This is a genomic window from Gordonia sp. ABKF26 (assembly GCF_041103195.1).
Classification (GTDB): Bacteria; Actinomycetota; Actinomycetes; order Mycobacteriales; family Mycobacteriaceae; genus Gordonia; species Gordonia terrae.
This window is the reverse complement of record NZ_JBGCVZ010000003.1, coordinates 3262287-3281338: the sequence shown is the minus strand read 5'-3', so window position 1 is coordinate 3281338 and position 19052 is coordinate 3262287. Positions and strand designations below refer to the sequence as shown.

Below are 19052 nucleotides of genomic sequence, written 5' to 3'. Positions count from 1 at the left end.
CGCACCGCGAGCGGGCTGAAGCCGGTGCGATTCCGGCGCGGTCGCGCCACTGTGATCGGGGAGCCGGGATCGACCGGCCATCCGGGAGTCAGACCAGTCCCTCGCACTGCACCCGCCACCCACGGCACCGACACGCACCCGGGCGCGACAACCCGGCGAGGAGACACGATGATCCTGCTGCTCTCGACCTCGGACACCGATCTGCTCACGGCCTCGGCGGCCCATGAGGAGAACACACCGTCGGGCAGTGCTCCGACGGAGGCGTCGGTGTCCTACCGCGGCGCAAACCCCTCTCGCATCCTGGTCGAGGACATCCCGCGACTCGCCGCCGACGCCGATCTCATCGTCGTACGCATCCTGGGCGGAGTGCGCGCGTGGGAGGACGGGCTCGCGGCGGTCGAGGCGACCGGCAAGCCCCTGGTCGTGTGCTCCGGCGAGCAGCAGCCCGACCCCGACCTGATGGCGCACTCCACCGTGCCGTCCGGTGTCGCCGCGCAGGCCCACGACTACCTCGCGGCCGGCGGCGTCGCGAACCTCGTGAACCTGCACCACTTCTTGTCCGACACCGTCCTGCTGACCGGCAACGGGTTCGAACTCCCGCAGCAGACGCCCGCGTGGGGTGTGCTGGAACGTTCTTCGGTCGTCGAGGTGCCCGCCGAGCCTTCTCCGCTCCCTGAGGTGCGAGGAGCGCACGCCGAGCCTTCTCCGCTCCCTGAGGTGCGAGGAGCGCAAGCCGCCGGGCCGAGCAAGCGACGAAGGAGCGCGTCGAGGTCGACGAGCCACGAAGGGCCCGACGCCCCCACGATCGCCGTGCTCTACTACCGCGCCCAGCACCTGGCGGGCAACACCCGCTACATCGCCGCGCTCTGCGATGCCATCGAGGCGAAGGGCGCGCGAGCGCTGCCGATCTTCTGTGCGTCGCTGCGGACCGCGCCCGACGACCTCCTCGAATTGCTCGGTACGGCCGACGCGCTCGTGGTCACCGTGCTCGCCGCGGGTGGCGCCACCCCGGCCACCGCATCGGCCGGTGGCGACGACGAGGCGTGGAACATCGAGCGACTCGCCGCGCTCGACGTCCCGATCCTCCAGGGTCTCTGCCTCACCGGTTCCCGTGCGGACTGGGAGGACAGCGACGACGGACTGTCACCGCTCGACGTCGCCACCCAGGTGGCGGTGCCCGAGTTCGACGGTCGGATCATCACCGTGCCGTTCTCCTTCAAGGAATTCGACGACGACGGATTGCCGTGGTACCAGCCGGATCTCGAGCGCTGTGCCCGGGTGGCAGGCATCGCCACCGCGCACGCCCGGTTACGTCGGACACCGGCCGCGGACAAGCGGATCGCGGTCATGCTGTCGGCCTACCCGACCAAGCACGCCCGGATCGGCAACGCCGTCGGACTCGACACCCCGCGCAGCCTCCTGCGCCTGCTCGATGCGATGCGCGCGGCCGGGTACGACATCGGACCGGAGTCCGGTCCGGGATCGGTTCCCGGTCTCGCCGAGGATGATTCGGACAAACTGATCCACGAGATCATCGCCACCGGCGGCCAGGATGCCGACTGGCTCACCGAGGAGACCCTCGCCGCCAACCCGATCCGCCTCTCGGCGGGCGATTACCGAGCGTGGTTCGACACCCTGCCCGAGGGACTGCGTTCGGCGGTCACCGAGCACTGGGGTCCGGCTCCGGGCGACCTGTTCGTCGACCGCACGCAGAACCCCGACGGCGACATCGTCATCGCCGCACTGACCTTCGGCAACACCGCGATCATGGTGCAACCGCCGCGCGGCTTCGGCGAGAACCCGGTCGCGATCTACCACGACCCCGACCTCCCGCCGTCGCATCACTACCTCGCGTCGTACCGGTGGGTTGCCGCGCACGACACCGGCTTCGGCGCCGACGCGATCGTGCACGTCGGCAAGCACGGCAACCTGGAATGGCTGCCCGGCAAGAATCTCGGCATGTCGGCGGACTGCGGCACCGACGCCGCGCTCGGCGACCTCCCGCTCGTCTACCCGTTCCTGGTGAACGATCCGGGGGAGGGGACGCAGGCCAAACGCCGTGCCCATGCGGTCCTTGTCGACCATCTGATCCCGCCGATGGCACGCGCCGAGTCCTACGGCGACATCGCCCGGCTGGAGCAGCTGCTCGACGAGCACGCCAACATCTCCGCGCTCGACCCGGCGAAGCTGCCCGCGATCCGCCAGCAGATCTGGACGCTCCTCACCGCGGCGAAGATGGATTCCGACCTCGGTCTGACCGAACGGCCCGACGAAGAGGTCTTCGACGACATGCTGCTGCACGTCGACGGCTGGCTCTGCGAGATCAAGGACGTCCAGATCCGCGACGGCCTGCACGTCCTCGGCGAGCCCCCGCGCGACGACGCCGAGGTCGACCTGGTCCTCGCCATGCTGCGCGCCCGCCAACTCTGGGGCGGCACATCGGCTCTGCCCGGCCTCCGCGAGGCTCTCGGACTCGTCGAGGACGGCTCGGCCGAGCGGGGTTCCGTCGACGCCGTCGAGGCCCAGGCCCGCGAACTCGTGGCCGCCTGCGCCAAGGACGACTGGTCGTCCGAGGCAGTCGCCGCCGCGACCGCGGGACTGCCGACAGCGGTCGGGGACGTGCTCACCTTCGCCGCCACCGAGGTCGTCCCGCGCCTGCGCCAGACGACCGGTGAGGTCCCGCGTGTGCTGCACGCTCTGAACGGCGGGTTCATCCCGGCCGGGCCGAGCGGGTCGCCGCTGCGCGGCCTGATCAACGTGCTGCCCACCGGACGCAACTTCTACTCCGTCGACCCGAAGGCGGTGCCCTCGCGGCTGGCGTGGGAAACCGGTCGGGCGATGGCCGACTCGCTGCTCGAGCGCTACCTGGCCGATCACGGCGAATACCCCCCGTCGGTGGGACTGTCGGTGTGGGGGACCAGCGCGATGCGCACGTCGGGTGACGACGTCGCCGAGGTCCTCGCGTTGCTCGGTGTCATGCCCGTGTGGGACGAGATGTCCCGGCGCGTCTCCTCGCTGGAGCTCATCGGGCTCGAGGAACTCGGCCGTCCCCGCATCGACGTCACCGTGCGCATCTCCGGCTTCTTCCGGGACGCGTTCCCGCACGTGGTCACGATGCTCGACGACGCGGTCGCGCTCGCCGCGGGTGCCGACGAAACCGACGAGCAGAACTTCGTCGCCGCCCACGTGCGTGCGGCGATGGCCGAACACGGCGACCGGCGTCGTGCCGCGATGCGCGTCTTCGGGTCCAAGCCCGGCACCTACGGCGCCGGGATCCTGCAACTCATCGACTCGCGGGACTGGCGCAGCGACGAGGACCTCGCGCGGGTCTACACCGAATGGGGCGGCTACGCCTACGGACGCGACCTCGACGGTGTGCCAGCGGTCGACGACATGCGCTCCGCGTACAAGCGGATCGCGGTGGCGGCGAAGAACACCGACACCCGCGAGCACGACATCGCCGACTCCGACGACTACTTCCAGTACCACGGCGGCATGGTCGCGACCGTCCGCGCGCTGACCGGGTCCTCACCCGAGGCCTACATCGGCGACAGCACCCGGCCCGACTCCGTCCGCACCCGGACGCTGTCGGAGGAGACCAGCCGCGTGTTCCGCGCCCGCGTGGTCAACCCGCGGTGGATCTCGGCGATGCAGCGCCACGGCTACAAGGGCGCCTTCGAGATGGCCGCCACGGTCGACTACCTCTTCGGTTACGACGCGACCACCGACGTCGTCGCCGACTGGATGTACGAGAAGCTCACCGAGTCCTACGTCCTCGACGAGACCAACCAGCAGTTCATGCAGCAGTCCAACCCCTGGGCGCTGCACGGGATCGCCGAACGTCTGCTCGAGGCCGTCGAACGCGACATGTGGCGCGAGCCGCCGGCCGAGCTGCTGGACGCCCTGCGCAACGTCTACCTGCAGACCGAGGGCGACATCGAAGGCCGCGGCGAGGACTGACCGCCCACCGCTGGTTGAGCTTGTCGAAACCACCCCCTCGGGAGAAAAATCGGGCACTCGTTCGTTACCGATGCAGACCCTGACGTCAACGGGTGCCGAAGGGCACCGAAGGACAGGTGAAGCATCATGGCTCTCCGCTGGTTCGCGGCCTACGCCGTACTGGAGATCGCCGCATTCGTCGCGATGGTCATGACCCTCGGGTTCGGCTGGGCGGTGCTGATCAGCCTCGCCGCCGTCGTCCTCGGGGTCGTGGTCCTGCGCTGGCAGGGCCGCAAGGTCTTCGGCGAGTTGCAGCGGGCGTCCCGGAACGAGGTCGACGCCCGTGCACCGCTGGCCGACACCGCGCTCGTCGCCGTGTCGACCCTGCTGCTGGTCATCCCGGGTGTCGTGTCGACCGTGGCCGGGACCCTCGTGCTGTTCCCGCCCACCCGTCGGGTGATGCGTCCGGTCGTCGTGGCCGTCGGTGCGCGCCGGGTCGCGACCGCGATGGACCGGGCCGGGGTCTACGCCACCGGCGTCTACGGCGCGGGACGTGGCGCAACCGTCGTCGAGGGCTCCGTCGTGGAATCCGACACGCCCGAACCGGGGTCGGCCACCACGCCGTTCGGGACCCGGGGCCTGCCACAGGGCCGCTGAGCCCGTTCTGTACTGCGTCGGACTGGCGGCACCGCCCGGGATCCCGACGCCCGGCAACCGGACCCCTCGCCACCCTTCACCGACGGCAAGGCACACTGAACGATCGTGGCAACCCAACTGCTTCTCGGCGGCGCCGTGTACTCGCCGGCCGCCCCCGACGCGACCGCGATGGCCGTCACCGACGGAATCGTCGTCTGGGTCGGGACCGACGACGTCGGACGTGCGCTGCACCCCGACGCCGAGATCATCGATCTGGGCGGACTCTTCGTCAGTCCGGGCTTCGTCGATTCCCATGTGCACCTGACCTCCACCGGACTCGGGCTCGATGGATTGACCCTGAACGAGGCGTCGAGCCGCACGCATTGTCTGCGGCTCGTGGAGAAGGCGGTGGCCGCCGAATCCGCGCACGAGGGAGGCGACCTCATCTGGGGTCTCGGCTGGGACGACTCGACCTGGGCGGGTGCCGAACCCGACGACGGCCGGTTCCCGACGACCACCGAGCTCGACGCCGTGGTGGGGACGAGACCGGTCTATATCGCCCGGATCGACGAGCACTCGGCGGTGGCGTCCACCGCGCTTCGACGCCTCATCCCGGACCTGGCCGACGCCGTCGGGTACCACCCGGAGGAACCGCTGGTCGCCGAGGCACACCACCTTGTCCGGGGCGCTGCCCGGCTCCTCGTGACCGCCGCGCACCGTGAGCGTGCCCAGCGTCGTGCGCTGGACGGGGCCGCGGCCCACGGTGTGGTCGCGGTCCACGAGAACGGCGGACCCGACATCAGCGGTCTGGACGACTTCTTGGCGCTGGCCGAACTCGACCACCCCGTCGAGGTCCGGCGTTACTGGGGACAGGCTGTCACCGACGCCGACCACGCCCGCGAACTGATGTCGATCACGCGGGCCGACGCCCTGGGCGGCGACCTGTTCATCGACGGCGCCATCGGCTCGCACACCGCGTGGCTCTCCGAGCCCTACACCGACGATCCGCACACCCACGGCATCAGCTATCTCGACGCCGAGGCGATCCGCGACCACCTGCGGGCCTGCACGATCGCGGGCATCCAGGCAGGCTTCCACGTCATCGGCGACGCTGCGACCGGTGTGGTCGTCGGCGCCCTCGCCGACCTCGCCGACGAACTCGGCACGCCCGCACTGGCACGGTGCGCACACCGGCTCGAACACGCCGAGATGGTCACCGCCGCCGACGCGGAGGTCCTCGCGCGCTGCGGCGTCATCGCCAGCATGCAACCGCTGTTCGACGCCGAATGGGGCGGACCGGGCGACCTGTACGACGCCCGTCTGGGCGCACCCCGTGCGGCAACTCTCAACGATTTCGCGATGCTGGCCAAAACGGGAGTCGCCCTGTCGTTCTCATCGGACGCACCGGTCACTGCGATCGACCCGTGGTCGACGATCCGTGCTGCCGTGCATCACCATCAGCCGGCAAACGCGATCTCGGCACGCGGCGCCTTCGCCGCGACGACGCGCGGCGGCTGGCGGGCCGGGGGAGTCAACGACGGCGTGACCGGCACCCTCACGCCCGGTGCCCCCGCCAGCTACGCGGTCTGGGAGGTCGACGACCTCGTCGTCGCGGGATCCCACGAGAAGGTCCAGCGATGGTCGACGGATCCGCGGTCGCGGGTCCCGGCGCTGCCGGACGTCTCGCCGGGGGCCGACCTACCGCGCTGCGTACGCACCGTGCACCGGGGCCGGACCCTGTACGACCGGGACGCCGGATGAGTCCGCCGCGGGTCTCCCGGTCCTGGCTCACACAGACCGGAACCGCCGTGGCCGCGGGCGTCGCGATGTGGGCGGCCTTCCCGCCGCGCAACTGGTGGTTCCTCGCCGTCCTCGGACTCGGCCTCCTGTTCGCCGCGATGTACGTCGGGACGCCCCGGGTGCGCACCGGCGCCTGGATCGGTTTCGTCTTCGGCCTGGCGTTCTTCGTGCCGCTGCTCCCGTGGATCGGCGTCTACGTCGGCCCGCTGCCGTGGCTCGCTCTGGCAGCGATACTCGCCGGATATCTCGCGCTCTTCGGCGCGATCGCCACCGTGACGATGCGGCTACCCGTGCCACCGGTGTGGTTCACGTTGTGCTGGGTGCTCGTCGAGGCGCTGCGCTCCGCGTTCCCGTTCGGCGGATTTCCCTGGGGGCGAACGGCTTTCAGTCAGGTCGACGGTCCGCTGCTGCCGCTGGCCTCGGTGCTCGGCGCACCGGGGTTGTCGGCGGGTGTCGCGCTGTTCGGCTCCTCGGTCGCCTGGCTGCTCGTGGTCCTCGTCCGCGCCTACCGACGCACCCGCTCGAATGGCGGTCCGACGCCGGCCCCGGCACCCACTGATGGCCCGGTTCCCGTCGCCGAACGTTCCTCGGGTGTCGTGCGCATCGCCACCACGGCGGTTGCCATCGCGCTGCTCGCCCCGATCGCCGCAATCGCGGCGACCCCTGCCAGCCTCGACCGGAACATCGCCACGTCCTCGGCCCGCATCGGCGCCGTGCAGGGGAACGTGCCGCGTCTCGGGCTGGACTTCAACGCCCAGCGCCGTGCCGTCCTCGACAATCACGTGCGCACCACGATGGCCTACGGCCGGGCGATCGACACGGGGCAGACCGAGCAACCCGACTTCGTCCTCTGGCCCGAGAACGCCTCGGACATCTCACCGCTGGACAACGCCGACGCCGCCGCCGAGATCACCGCCGCCTCCGAGGCCGTCGACGCACCGATCCTGGTGGGCACCCTCATCCGCAACCCCGACGGCCGGCCCACCAACTCGGTCCTGGTGTGGGACGGGGCGAAGGGTCCGGTAGCCCGCTACGACAAGCACATCGTCCAGCCGTTCGGGGAGTACCTCCCGTGGCGGCCGTTCTTCCGCCTGTTCTCGTCCTACGCCGACATGGCCGGAGACTTCCGCCCCGGCACCGGACCCACCGTCGTCGACGTGCCCGGTCGTTCCGGGACGGTGACCGTCGGGGTCGCCACCTGCTGGGAGGTCGCCTTCGACCGGGCCGCGCGACAGTCCGTGCGGGAGGGCGCGCAGATGCTCTTCGTCCCCACCAACAACGCGACCTTCGGCCGTACCGAGATGACCTACCAGCAGTTGGCCATGTCACAGGTCCGCGCGGTCGAACACGGGCGGGCCGTCGTCGTCGCGGCCACCAGCGGTGTGAGCGCCGTCATCGAGCCCGACGGCTCCATCAGTCGGCAGTCGGGCATCTTCACCTCGGATGTGCTGACCGGACGTCTTCCGCTGCACGACGACATGACCCTCGCGACCCGGCTGGGCCCGTGGCCTGAGGTCCTGGCGATCATCGCCGCAGTGGTCGGGCTTTTGTTTGCGCTGCGCTCGCGTACTAGGTTCTCACTCAGGCCACGCAGGGTCGCCGCACGGGCGACCGGTGACACGAAGGAGCTCGATGGCATCGGGGATTGACGCCACGGCAGGGCAGCGGCGGCCCGACGACGCGCCGCAACGCGTGGTCGGCGCCGACGGCACGGGCGCATTGGTCGTCGTGCCGACGTTCAACGAACGCGACAATCTGCCGCTCATCATCGGACGACTGCAGGACGTGCTGCCGGGGGCGCACGTGCTCGTCGTCGACGACTCGAGCCCGGACGGTACGGGCGACGTCGCCGACGAACTCGCGCGGGCCGACGATGCCGAACGCGTCCACGTGATGCACCGCGTCGAGAAGGACGGCCTGGGCAAGGCCTACCTCGCCGGTTTCGCGTGGGGACTCGACCGCGACTACGCCGTCATCGTCGAGATGGACGCCGACGGCAGTCACGCACCCGAACAGCTGAACCGGCTCTTCGACGCCGTCAACGACGGTGCGGATCTGGTGATCGGGTCTCGCTACGTCCCCGGCGGCAAGCTCGTGAACTGGCCCAAGCGCCGCGAGTTCCTCTCGCGCGGGGCCAACACCTACGCCCGGCTCGCCCTCGGCGCGGGTGTCCACGACATCACCGCCGGCTTTCGCGCGTACCGCCGCATCGTGCTGGAGAAGATCCAGCTCGACACCGTCGAGTCCGCCGGATACTGCTTCCAGATCGATCTCGCGTGGCGGACCGTGCGCGCCGGGTTCGACGTCCGAGAGGTGCCGATCACCTTCACCGAACGTGAGATCGGCGTCTCGAAGATGAGCGGTGGCGTGATGTCCGAGGCATTCACGATGGTCGCCCGCTGGGGTGTCCAGAGCAGGCTCGAACGCTGGGGGCTTCTCCGGACGCGGTGAGCCGCTGAACAGACGAACAGACCCGGCAGGTGATCCTGCCGGGTCTGTTCGGTTCGGGGCGTCGAGCGCCCGCTTTGTCAGTTGGTGATGCCCTTGCGTCGCTGCTTGAGGAGGTCGAGGCGCTCGTTGAGCAGCACTTCGAGTTCTTCCTCGCTGCGACGTTCCAGGAGCATGTCCCAGTGGGTGCGCGGCGGCTTGCCCTTCTTCTCCTCGGGCTCGGCGCCCTCGAGGATGGTGCCTTCCATGCCGTTCTTGCACGGCCACTTCGACGGGACCTCCGCGTCGTCGGCGAACGGCACGTCGAAGATCTCGCCGTTGTCGGTGCGGTACTGGACGATGCGTCGTGGCGCGAGGTCGTGGTCTCGATCGGTCTCGTAGCTCACCGCGCCGAGGCGGCTACCCCGAAGTACTCGATCTGCCATGAAGGGTTCCTCTCAACTTCGTCGGATCTCCCGGTCTGCCGGGTGATCTCTGTTGCATTCCTGCTTCGCACGCAGCGCTGCGCACGACTTTCGGGTCGTCAACAGGAACATTCTACGCGCATCCGCGCGCAGGTTCCTCATCGGCGACGCCCCGTGTTGCCCGACGCGGTCAGCACGGCCGCCGCCGGGAGCGCAGCGAGCGGGTGACTGGCTGGCCGCCGCCGGGAGCGCAGCGAGCGGGGCGACTGGCTGGCCGCCGCCGGGAGCGCAGCGAGCGGGGCGACTGGCTACAGCGGTACGGTCTCGGTGTGGATCCAGGCACTTCGCACCGTGTGGAGACCGGCGCCCCAGGCGGTGACCGACTCGGCGCCGCGCGCCGGCGCCGGCCCTACTCATGCGCCTGGTGCGGTCGCACGATGGTGGACTCCGAGTTGGGGCGTCGTCGGAAGTACTGCAAACGTTCGTGCAGGCAGCGTGCCTACGAGCAGAGAACGTTGCTCGAGGGCACATCCATTCCCGACGACGCGGTGATCCTGTCCTCGGCCGAGGCCGCCGACTTCGGTGACCGGATGTTCGCACTGCGGTGTGCGGCCGAGGACCTCGGCACCGCGGTCGCCGAACGCGCCGACCATGACGTTCTCGCCGGCCTCACCGAGACCCTGCTCGAGCTCGCGCGGGAAGCCGAGAAGTTGCGGTGATCGGGCGCATCTTCGCACCGTCGCTCGTCGTCACCCTCGTGGCGCTGGTCGTCGCCTACCTCTATCTCGGCTGGACCGGACTCGCGCTCTGCGCCATCCTCGGCGTCCTCGAGGTGTCGCTGTCCTTCGACAACGCGGTCATCAACGCGACCATCCTGGAACGGATGAGCGCGTTCTGGCAGCGCATGTTCCTCACCGTCGGCGTCCTCATCGCGGTGTTCGGCATGCGTCTGCTGTTCCCGCTCGTGATCGTCTGGATCACCGGCAACCTGAACCCCGTCGAGGCGCTCGACCTGGCCATGAACCCGCCGCCCGAGGGCCAGACGCACTTCGCCGACGGTCAGCCCAGCTACGAGACGATCCTCACCGAGGCGCACCCACAGATCGCGGCGTTCGGTGGGATGTTCCTGCTGTTGCTGTTCCTCAACTTCGTGCTCACCGAGCGCCCGCAGACGTGGCTCACGTGGCTCGAGCGGCCGCTCGCGACACTCGGCAAGCTCGACCAGTTGGCGGTGGTCATCGCCTCACTCGCGCTGGTGCTCACCGCCGAGTTCCTCGCACCCGACGAGGTCCGCGCGACGGTGCTGATCGCCGGGATCCTCGGCATGGTCACCTACATCACCGTCGACGGACTGAGTTCGCTGTTCATGGCCGAACCCGACGCTGACCCGGCGACTGAGGGCGACGCAGATTCAGACGGGGCTGGGGCAGAGCAGGCCGGCCGGGGGCGGTCCGGCCCGCACCCCATCACCGTGGCCACCGGCAAGGCCGGGTTCTTCCTCTTCCTCTACCTCGAGCTGCTGGACGCCTCGTTCTCCTTCGATGGGGTGATCGGCGCGTTCGCCATCACCTCGGACCCGATCATCATCGCGCTCGGGCTCGGTTTCATCGGCGCGATGTTCGTGCGGTCCATCACGATCTATCTCGTCCGCAAGGGGACGCTGGGGGAGTATCGCTACCTCGAGCACGGCGCGCACTGGGCGATCGGAGCCCTCGCCGCGATCCTGCTCATCAGCATCGAGTTCGAGATCAACGAGGTGGTCACCGGGCTCGTCGGGGTGGCGTTCATCGGCGCGTCCCTGGCGAGCAGCATTCGTGCGAACAGACGCGAGGCACGGGCGGCGAGCCCCGACCGACTGGCCGTCTGAGGGTCGGTCCCGCGCCCTCCTCGAACGTGCGATGAACGTTTGCGGCACCTTTGGAATCAGCCTGGGCCACCCGCTGTCTTATGTCGGTCGACAGGTGTACAAATGACGTCGTCGGTGACGTGCATCACGCGTAGGCCCACAGGTAGAGGTAACTGCCGGCACGGGCTCCGCGACGCACGTTCAGGTTCTAGGTCGAAAACGCAGAATTCGGTGGCTTCCATGGACAGCAAGCAGCAGCAGATGATCCAGTTCGAGACGAACTGGTACCCCTTGGGCGGGGGTTCGTCCCGGCAGATCGGCGAGGAGTTCGGTCTCACGGATCGGGACTTCTTCTCCGAGGTCGATCGTCTCGTCGACACCGATCCGCCGTCGGCGCTCACAGCGTCGGAGCTACGTCGTATGCGTGAGGTCATCCGCCGCCGACTCTGGATGGCGCGCTGATCCTCCGCTGCTCTCGATCCGTCAGCTCTCGATCCCCTTGCGCACAACCAGGCCCGCCCGGCGCGACGAACGCCCGGCTCGGGGGATAATCGACCGGTGCCCTTCTCCGACGACGATCTCGAGGCGTTCTATCGCGACGTCGAGGCACGCACCGCATTTCGCGATCAGCCTCGTCCCGCCCGCCGCGGTGGCGTCGACTATCCGGCGTGCCCGACGCCCGACAAGTTGCCGTTCGCCTCACCCGCGGACGCGCGCGAAGGGATCGATCGGCTGCGCCGCCACCTCATCGGCACATCCTCGGAGCTGCGGTACTACGAGTGCTCCTGCGGCGCTTGGCATATCACCAGTTCCGCGCAATTGATCCACCGACGGGTGCCGCCGCCGGCGGCCCGTCGTCGAAAAGGTAAGAAGAAGCGGTGACGATACTGCCCGGACCGCACGCCCTCGTCGACCTCGCGAGCGACGATCCCTCGTCGACCGCCGCGACCTATGAGCGACTGCTCGGACGGGTGGTCGGTACCGACACCGACGGCCGGCGGACGCTGGCCGTCGGCAATGTCGTGCTCTCGCTGCGGGCGCCGTCCGGCGGGTCCGACTCCCATGGCGTCTACTTCACCGTCGACGACGTCCCGGCGACCCGACGCCTGCTCGGTCGGCGCGGTTACCCACTCACCGACTCCGTGCTCGGCGCGCTCGGCGAGACGTCTCCGATCGGGATGGCGGCGCGCCACGATCCGGTGGCCGGCCCCGACAGCGACCTCACCGGTCTCGACCATCTGGTCTTCACCTGCGACAACCGGGATGTCGCCGTCGCGCTGTTCGCGGGGACCTTCGACCTCGACTTCCGGCTCGATCAGCCGATCGGGCAGGACGCCCGCCAGTTGTTCTTCCGGCGGGGCGACCTGATCGTCGAGGTCGTCGCGGCGCCGCGACCGCCGGCCGACCCGGTGCCGTCATCGCCGGTCACACTCTGGGGCGTCGCGTGGCGCTCGATCGATGTCGATGCCACCCACGCACGTCTGACGGACGCCGGGCTCGATCTCAGCGAGATCCGGGTCGGCCGCAAGAAGGGCACACGGATCTTCACGGTCCGTCACCGCGAACTCGCCACGCGGACCGTGGTCATCGGCCCCGAGGCCTGAGTCCGGCTCCCCTCCGAGCACCTGAAATCCGGCAAACGGTGGGTTTTCGGGAACGGCTGCGCTAATCTGACTACGAATGTTGTCGAATTAGCAGTTTCCGAGACCATCGTTGGGGGCACCATGACCGCGGTACATGACGAGCGGACAGCAATCGAATCCGAAACCGGAGATTCCGTGGCGGCCGAGCCTCTGCTCAACCACCGCGATGACGAGATCGAGCTGATCCCGCCGGACTCGCTGACCGCCAAGCTCACGGGGATGTACACCTTCCTCCCGATCAACGGAGCGGCGTTCGTGATGCAGGTGATGCACCCGGTCATCGGCGACGTCGTCGGCAAATACTCCGTGTTCCGTACCGATCCGGTCGGCCGTGCGATCCGGTCGGCCGACTCCGTGCTGCGCTGGACCTACGGGGGGCAGGAGGCCCTGGAAGAGGGCAAACGACTCCGCAAGCTCCATCAACCGCTACAGATGCGCAATGCCGAAGGAAAGCACATCAGCGCGCTGAACCCGGAAGCGTACGCCTGGGTGATCGCCACTGCGCTACCCACGATCGAGACCGCCGCGCCGCTGGTTCTGGGCCGACACTTCACCCTCGAGGAGCGCCGGGAACTCCTGCGGGACAACCGTCGGATTGCGAAGATCGTCCAGGTGCCGATGAACAACTATCCCGAAACCCTCGAGGAGTTCGACGAGTACTTCGACGACTTCATCGAGAACAAACTGGTCCGGCACCCGGTCGCCCTGGAGCTGATCGATCAGATGCGTGCCGCACCGGTCATCCCGAAGTCGGTACCGAAAGCTCTGCGGCCCGCCGCCAAGAAGGCGGCCGCCACCGCGTCGGTGCCGTTCCAGAACTTCAACTACCTCACCACCGTCGGTGTGATGGACCCGCGGGTCCGCGAGATTTTGGGGCTCACCTGGACCGATGCCGAGCAGCGGCACCTCGAGCGCATCCATCGCAATCTGCGATTCGCCTACCGCACCCTGCCCGAGCGGCTCACGTATTTCCCGCTGGCCTATCACGCGCGGCGCCACCACGACGCGATCCAGGCCATGAAGGTTCGCGAGAAGGCCAGTGCCGCCTACCAGTACCACCCGAAGCCGGGTGACTCACCGCAGAGCTGAGCTCTCTCCGGTCGGTCTGGTCACGTCGTCGGGGGCGTGACCAGACCGACGACATGTTCGGCGATCGCCAGCGACGACGTGATGCCCGGCGATTCGATACCGAACAGGTTGACCACCCCGGCGATCCCGTGCGTCGCCGGGCCGTGGATCTCGAAATCGCCTGCCGCAACGCCCGGCCCGGTGACCTTCGGCCGAATGCCCGCGTACGCGGGAACCAGGGCCGCCGTGGGCAATCCGGGCCAGTAGGTGCGGATCGCGCGCTCGAACGCCGCGGCGCGCGCATCGTCGACGGCGTAGTCGAGCTCGTCCTCGGTGGCTGTCTCGCCCGCGGTCACGTCCAGCCACTCGACGTCGGGTCCGAATCGTGCGGCGCCGGCGAGATCCATCGTGAAGTGCACGCCCAGTCCACCGTCGGCGGGTACCGGATACACGAGGTGCCGGAACGGCGCTCGGACGCCGGACAGCCCGAAGTAGTTGCCCTTCGCGAGGAATCGAGGCGGTAGAGGCCCGTCGAATCCGGTCAGACTCCGGGCCACCTGCCACGCGCCGATCCCGGCGCAGTTGACGAGTATCCGCGTGACGGCCGACTCACCGTCATCCGTGTGCACGGTGATCCCGCCGCGGTCGATGTGTCCGCCGATCACTCTGCTGCGCAGGGCGATTCCGCCGCCCAGTGCCTCGAGGTCCCGGCGGAGTGCACGGACCACGCCGTCGACGTCGACGATCCCGGTCGCCGGCGAGAACAGTGCCGCGACGCCGTCGATCTCGGGTTCGCGGTCGCGTAGTTCGTCGACACCGATCCGACGCAGGTCGGTGACACCGTTGGCCAGGCCGCGCCGGTGTATCTCGTCCAGTCGTTCCCGCTGGGTGTCGTCGGTGGCGACGACGAGTTTGCCCGGTTGCGCCCACGACACGTCGTGTTCGTCGCAGAACCGCGTCAGCAGCCGTCGACCGCCGACGCACAACCTCGCCTTGAGGCTGCCCGCGGGATAGTAGAGGCCCGCGTGGATGACCTCCGAACTCCGCGACGTCGTCTGCGCGCCAACGGAATCCGTGGCCTCCAAGACGACGACCTCGCGCCCCTGCAGCGCGAACGCGCGGGCCACGGCCAGACCCACGATCCCGCCGCCGACGACCAGACAGTCGACCTCGACACGCTCCGTCGTCGCGTGCTCGGCCGGTCGGATGCGCGCCACCGATGTACCTCCTCGTCAGACCGGACCGACAGATCTGTGGTCGAGCATGCCACCCAGCGCTCCGTGGCCCCGCCATCCGGGCAAACCCGGCGCAGTGCGGCAGACTGGGGTGATGCGGTATTCGGAGGTTCTCGCGATCGTGCAGGCCGGTGGACGTGGTTCGCGGATGGAGGTGCTGACCGATCGGCGTGCGAAACCGGCGTTGCCGTTCGCAGGCAACTATCAGCTCATCGACTTTCCGCTGTCCAACCTGCACCACAGCCACATCGACGATGTGTGGCTCTGCGTGCAGTACGAGGCCGAGACCATCACGCAGATCGTGGCCGGCGGTCGGCCCTGGGACCTCGACCGCACGAGCGGCGGTCTGCGCGTCGTGACGCCCGAGCAGACCGACGCCGCGGAGACCGAAGACGGCTTCGCCACCGGCAACGCCGACCTGCTGTACCGCATCCGCGGCCGCATCGCCGCCCACGCCCCGGCCGAGGTCATCGTGATGAGCGCCGACCACGTGTACGACTTCGACTTCCGCGACGCCATCGAAACCCACCGCCGTCATGGGGCCGAATGCACCGTCGTCACCACGACGTGTCCGCTGGACGAGGCCACCCAGCACGCCACCGTCAAGGCCCGCCGCGACGGGACGGTCCGCGAGTTCCGCTACAAACCCGAGCGCGCCACCACGCGCACGATCGCCACCGAGATCTTCGTCTACGACCCTGCCGTCCTCATCGAGGGCTTGGAGTACCTCGAGAGCCGGACGACGGAGAGTTCTCCGAAGGACGACACCGGCCTGGGGGACTTCGGCGAGCACCTGCTCCCGTGGTTCGTCGATCGCGGCAAGACCGTCGCCCACGCGATGCCGGGGTACTGGATCGACGCCGGTCGTCCCGAGACGTACCTGCAGGCGCACCGCGACCTGATCTCCGGGGCGCTCGACGTCTTCCGCGGCGACCGCCCGATCCTCACCAATCAGCCGCAACGTCCGGCCGCCCGCATCGAGACCGGGGCGGTTGTCGAGGACAGTCTGGTCAGCGGCGGTGCCCATGTGCTCGGCACGGTTCGGCGTAGCGTGCTCGGACCGGGCGTGGTCGTCGAGAAGGGTGCGGTGGTGGCCGATTCGGTGGTCTTCGGCGATGCCGTCATCGGCGCCGGCGCGTCGGTTGCGTGGTCCGTGCTCGACGAACGCGTTCGCGTCGGTCCGAACGCAGTGATCGGCGGGCATCCTCGCACGCGGCCGGTGCCCACGGAGAAGATCACGCTCGTCGGCATGGACACACAGATCCTGCGAGGTGCCCGCGTCACCCTCGGTGACCGTGTCGACCCGGGCCGTCGTATCCGGTGACGACGATCGAGAGCGCACGCCGCTGGCGAGACCATGATCCCGATCCGTCGACCCGGGCCGTGCTCACCGCACTGATCGACGCCGCCGAGCACGGCGACGACGCGGCGGCCGGCGATCTCGCGTCCCGCTTCGACGGCCCGCTGGCCTTCGGTACCGCGGGCCTGCGCGGTGAGGTCGGTGCCGGTGAGTCGCGGATGAACGTCGCCGTCGTCACCCGGGCCACGGTGGGTCTCGCCCGATATCTGCTCGACACGGTCGGTCCCGATGCCCGCGTCGTGGTCGGTTGCGACGCCCGGCACGGCTCCGCGGAGTTCTTCGACGTGGCGACCGAAATTCTTGCCGCGCAGGGGATCACCGTGTTCGCGGTGCCGCCCAGACTGCCGACCCCGGTGATCGCTCACGCCACACGGTCACTGGGTTGCGACGCCGGGGTGATGATCACCGCCTCGCACAATCCGCCGGCCGACAACGGCTACAAGGTCTACCTGGGCGGCCGCGCCACCGATGATGCGGGCAGGGGAGTCCAGATCATCTCGCCCGCCGACGGCGACATCGCCGACCGGATCGCGCAGGCGCCACCCGCCGACCAGGTGCCCCGTGACTCCGCGGCCGTGATCCACCTCGACGACGCGATCGTCCGCACCTACGTGCAGCGAACCGCGGGGTTACGACCCGACTCCGGTCCCTCACCGGCTCGTGTCGTCCTGACGCCCCTGCACGGTGTCGGCGGCGGTGTTGCCCGAGATGTGTTGCGCGCCGCGGGGATCGGCGACGTCCATGTCGTGGCGGCGCAGTCCGCTCCCGACCCCGACTTCCCGACCGTGCCGTTTCCCAACCCGGAGGAACCCGGGGCCCTCGACCTCGCGCTGGATCTCGCGCGCGACGTCGACGCGGATGTCGTGATCGCACTCGACCCCGACGCCGACCGTTGCTCGGTCGCCACGCGCGGTGCCGACGGCCGATGGCGGCAGTTGACCGGTGACGAGATCGGCGGATTGTTGGGGGAGCAGGCGGCGCGTGACCCGGCGCGACCCGGCGACACCCTGGCGTGTTCGATCGTGTCGAGCCAGTTGCTGGGCCGGATCGCCGCGCACCACGGGCTCCGGTTCGCGGCGACGCTCACCGGCTTCAAATGGATCGCCCGCACGCCCGGCCTGCGTTTCGGCTACGAGGAGGCGATCGGCTATTGCACCGACCCCGACACCGTTCGCGACAAGGACGGCATCGGTGCGATGGTCCGGGTGATCTCCCTGGTCGAGGAACTGGCCCGGGACGGCCGCACGCTCACCGACGAACTCGACCACCTGGCCCGCCGCCACGGTCTGCACGCGACCGCGCCGTTGACCATTCGCGTCGAGGACACCGCGCTCATCGGCGAGATGATGGAGCGTCTTCGGTCCACGCCGATCGGTCGTCTCGCCGGCTCGCCGGTGGTGGAGAACCGCGACCTCGCACACGGATCCGCCGATCTGCCGCCCACCGACGGCATCTTGCTGCGGACCGCCGCCGACGACCGGGTCGTCGTCCGCCCCTCGGGCACCGAACCGAAGCTGAAGTGCTACCTCGAGGTCGTGCTGGACTGTCCCGACGGCGTCGTACCCCACGCCGAGGCCTCGCGTCGTCTCGACGCACTCGGCGCCGACATCGCCGCATTGCTCCAGCTGTGAACCGTCGGCGCACTACCATCGATTCGTGCCGCGAACCGATTCCGATCAGCGCCTGCGCGACCTGACCCTGCTGCGTCAGGTCCGCGACCGCATCGACCGCGAGTACGCGCAACCGCTCGACGTCGAGGCGCTCGCTCGCGGGGTGAACATGTCGGCCGGTCACCTGAGTCGCAAGTTCCGCCAGACCTACGGTGAATCGCCCTACTCGTACTTGATGACTCGTCGTATCGAACGCGCGATGACCCTCCTCCGGCGCGGCGATCTGAGCGTGACGGAGGTGTGCTTCGAGGTTGGATGCTCCTCGTTGGGCACGTTCAGCACCAGGTTCACCGAACTCGTCGGGGTGCCGCCGACGGTCTACCGCGAACAGTCGGCCGACGCGACGGACGGGATACCGGCGTGCCTGGCGAAGAACATCACCAGACCGATCAGGAATCGAGAAGCACAGCTTGGGTGAGACTGCCTAGCCTGATCCCATGAACATCACGATCCAGTACACCTTCCTCCCGCACACCGACGGCGACGCCGCCCTCGGCTTCTACCGCGACCTCCTCGGCTTCGAGCTCCGCAAGGACGTCGGCTACGAGGGCATGCGGTGGCTGACCGTCGGCCCGCCCGGTCAGCCGGGCACGTCGATCGTCCTGCATCCGCCGGCCGCGGACCCCGGCATCTCCGATGAGGAACGCCAGACGATTCTCGAACTGATCGCGAAGGGAAGCTACGGCGCTCTCACGCTGGCGACCGACGACCTCGACGGCCTGTTCGAGAAGCTGCAGGGCAGCGGTGTCGACATCGTGCAGGAGCCGATGGATCAGCCGTACGGCGTGCGCGACGCCGCCGTCCGAGATCCCGCAGGCAACCTCATCCGCATCGACCAGGCCGGCTGAGAGATGTGCGGACCCGGTCGATTCCCGCCCCCGGAAGCACTCGTCGCGGGCGTCGATGGAGAACCTGCCGCGACCGTGCCCTCCGGACTGGTTAGATCGACCGGGAGTCCGCGCACCGATCTGGCGGAACCGACCCTCCGAGATGACACGAGCAC

General features: G+C 69.2%; 17 protein-coding genes and 1 riboswitch. Of the genes, 15 read left to right on the top strand and 2 right to left on the bottom strand.

The window, feature by feature from the left end:
• The first annotated feature begins 17 nt into the window (after window positions 1-17).
• Window positions 18-96, top strand: a riboswitch (cobalamin riboswitch).
• A gap of 72 nt (window positions 97-168) precedes the next feature.
• The 5 genes from AB4Z55_RS15165 (at window position 169) to AB4Z55_RS15145 (ending at window position 8826) form a co-directional block, all read left to right on the top strand.
• Window positions 169-3960 carry a cobaltochelatase subunit CobN gene (locus AB4Z55_RS15165; RefSeq protein ID WP_369520024.1) on the top strand — a complete coding sequence of 1264 codons (3792 nt, stop codon included), beginning with the start codon at window positions 169-171 and terminating at the stop codon, window positions 3958-3960.
• A gap of 126 nt (window positions 3961-4086) precedes the next feature.
• Complete coding sequence (locus tag AB4Z55_RS15160; protein ID WP_369520023.1) at window positions 4087-4596, top strand: FxsA family protein; 510 nt, start codon at window positions 4087-4089, stop codon at window positions 4594-4596.
• 105 nt (window positions 4597-4701) lie between these two features.
• On the top strand, window positions 4702-6336 hold the full coding sequence (locus AB4Z55_RS15155; protein WP_369520022.1) for an amidohydrolase: 1635 nt from the start codon (window positions 4702-4704) through the stop codon (window positions 6334-6336).
• Window positions 6333-8024, top strand: coding sequence for an apolipoprotein N-acyltransferase (gene lnt, locus AB4Z55_RS15150; protein ID WP_369520021.1), 1692 nt, complete (start codon window positions 6333-6335; stop codon window positions 8022-8024). Before AB4Z55_RS15155 ends, lnt begins: the two co-directional genes overlap by 4 nt.
• The gene (locus tag AB4Z55_RS15145) at window positions 8008-8826 is read left to right on the top strand and encodes a polyprenol monophosphomannose synthase (protein ID WP_004019028.1); all 819 of its coding nucleotides are present in this window, start codon (window positions 8008-8010) and stop codon (window positions 8824-8826) included. Before lnt ends, AB4Z55_RS15145 begins: the two co-directional genes overlap by 17 nt.
• A 77-nt stretch (window positions 8827-8903) precedes the next feature.
• On the opposite strand, the gene AB4Z55_RS15140 is transcribed toward AB4Z55_RS15145, so the two are convergent.
• The gene (locus tag AB4Z55_RS15140; protein ID WP_004019027.1) at window positions 8904-9248 is read right to left on the bottom strand and encodes an RNA polymerase-binding protein RbpA; all 345 of its coding nucleotides are present in this window, start codon (window positions 9246-9248) and stop codon (window positions 8904-8906) included.
• Window positions 9249-9664: 416 nt separating this feature from the next.
• On the opposite strand from AB4Z55_RS15140, the gene AB4Z55_RS15135 reads away from it, so the two are divergent.
• The 6 genes from AB4Z55_RS15135 to AB4Z55_RS15110 all read left to right on the top strand — a co-directional run bounded on the left by AB4Z55_RS15135 (window position 9665) and on the right by AB4Z55_RS15110 (window position 13805).
• Window positions 9665-9946 (top strand): hypothetical protein, encoded by a 282-nt coding sequence (locus tag AB4Z55_RS15135; protein ID WP_033203387.1) that lies wholly within the window; start codon window positions 9665-9667, stop codon window positions 9944-9946.
• The gene (locus tag AB4Z55_RS15130) at window positions 9943-11094 is read left to right on the top strand and encodes a DUF475 domain-containing protein (RefSeq protein WP_369520020.1); all 1152 of its coding nucleotides are present in this window, start codon (window positions 9943-9945) and stop codon (window positions 11092-11094) included. Before AB4Z55_RS15135 ends, AB4Z55_RS15130 begins: the two co-directional genes overlap by 4 nt.
• Before the next feature lie 219 nt (window positions 11095-11313).
• Window positions 11314-11535: a DUF3263 domain-containing protein gene (locus AB4Z55_RS15125; RefSeq protein ID WP_004019024.1), complete on the top strand. Its 222-nt coding sequence runs from the start codon at window positions 11314-11316 to the stop codon at window positions 11533-11535.
• 96 nt (window positions 11536-11631) lie between these two features.
• Window positions 11632-11955, top strand: a complete 324-nt coding sequence (locus AB4Z55_RS15120; protein WP_101818899.1) for a hypothetical protein — start codon at window positions 11632-11634, stop codon at window positions 11953-11955.
• Complete coding sequence (locus tag AB4Z55_RS15115; protein WP_369520019.1) at window positions 11952-12677, top strand: VOC family protein; 726 nt, start codon at window positions 11952-11954, stop codon at window positions 12675-12677. The genes AB4Z55_RS15120 and AB4Z55_RS15115 overlap by 4 nt, the downstream gene beginning before the upstream one ends.
• Window positions 12678-12797: 120 nt before the next feature.
• Window positions 12798-13805, top strand: a complete 1008-nt coding sequence (locus tag AB4Z55_RS15110; protein WP_369520018.1) for an oxygenase MpaB family protein — start codon at window positions 12798-12800, stop codon at window positions 13803-13805.
• Window positions 13806-13825: 20 nt separating this feature from the next.
• On the opposite strand, the gene AB4Z55_RS15105 is transcribed toward AB4Z55_RS15110, so the two are convergent.
• Complete coding sequence (locus AB4Z55_RS15105) at window positions 13826-15001, bottom strand: NAD(P)/FAD-dependent oxidoreductase (protein WP_369520017.1); 1176 nt, start codon at window positions 14999-15001, stop codon at window positions 13826-13828.
• 112 nt (window positions 15002-15113) lie between these two features.
• On the opposite strand from AB4Z55_RS15105, the gene AB4Z55_RS15100 reads away from it, so the two are divergent.
• From AB4Z55_RS15100 to AB4Z55_RS15085, 4 genes are read left to right on the top strand one after another with little or no spacing between them, the layout of a single operon-like run.
• The gene (locus AB4Z55_RS15100) at window positions 15114-16343 is read left to right on the top strand and encodes a glucose-1-phosphate adenylyltransferase family protein (RefSeq protein ID WP_248645437.1); all 1230 of its coding nucleotides are present in this window, start codon (window positions 15114-15116) and stop codon (window positions 16341-16343) included.
• Entirely contained in the window at window positions 16340-18010 is a 1671-nt protein-coding gene (locus AB4Z55_RS15095; protein WP_369520016.1) for a phospho-sugar mutase, read from the top strand. Before AB4Z55_RS15100 ends, AB4Z55_RS15095 begins: the two co-directional genes overlap by 4 nt.
• 25 nt (window positions 18011-18035) lie before the next feature.
• A complete protein-coding gene (locus AB4Z55_RS15090) occupies window positions 18036-18467 on the top strand; it encodes a helix-turn-helix domain-containing protein (protein ID WP_369520015.1) in 432 nt (143 codons plus the stop codon).
• 19 nt (window positions 18468-18486) lie between these two features.
• Window positions 18487-18897, top strand: a complete 411-nt coding sequence (locus AB4Z55_RS15085) for a VOC family protein (protein WP_064572129.1) — start codon at window positions 18487-18489, stop codon at window positions 18895-18897.
• Window positions 18898-19052 lie beyond the last annotated feature (155 nt).

Coding starts and splice junctions, on each gene's coding strand:
- AB4Z55_RS15165 (WP_369520024.1), top strand. CDS start 169: ATGATCCTGCTGCTCTCGACCTCGGACACCGATCTGCTCACGGCCTCG.
- AB4Z55_RS15160 (WP_369520023.1), top strand. CDS start 4,087: ATGGCTCTCCGCTGGTTCGCGGCCTACGCCGTACTGGAGATCGCCGCA.
- lnt (WP_369520021.1), top strand. CDS start 6,333: ATGAGTCCGCCGCGGGTCTCCCGGTCCTGGCTCACACAGACCGGAACC.
- AB4Z55_RS15145 (WP_004019028.1), top strand. CDS start 8,008: ATGGCATCGGGGATTGACGCCACGGCAGGGCAGCGGCGGCCCGACGAC.
- AB4Z55_RS15140 (WP_004019027.1), bottom strand. CDS start 9,248: ATGGCAGATCGAGTACTTCGGGGTAGCCGCCTCGGCGCGGTGAGCTAC.
- AB4Z55_RS15135 (WP_033203387.1), top strand. CDS start 9,665: ATGGTGGACTCCGAGTTGGGGCGTCGTCGGAAGTACTGCAAACGTTCG.
- AB4Z55_RS15125 (WP_004019024.1), top strand. CDS start 11,314: ATGGACAGCAAGCAGCAGCAGATGATCCAGTTCGAGACGAACTGGTAC.
- AB4Z55_RS15110 (WP_369520018.1), top strand. CDS start 12,798: ATGACCGCGGTACATGACGAGCGGACAGCAATCGAATCCGAAACCGGA.
- AB4Z55_RS15100 (WP_248645437.1), top strand. CDS start 15,114: ATGCGGTATTCGGAGGTTCTCGCGATCGTGCAGGCCGGTGGACGTGGT.
- AB4Z55_RS15085 (WP_064572129.1), top strand. CDS start 18,487: ATGAACATCACGATCCAGTACACCTTCCTCCCGCACACCGACGGCGAC.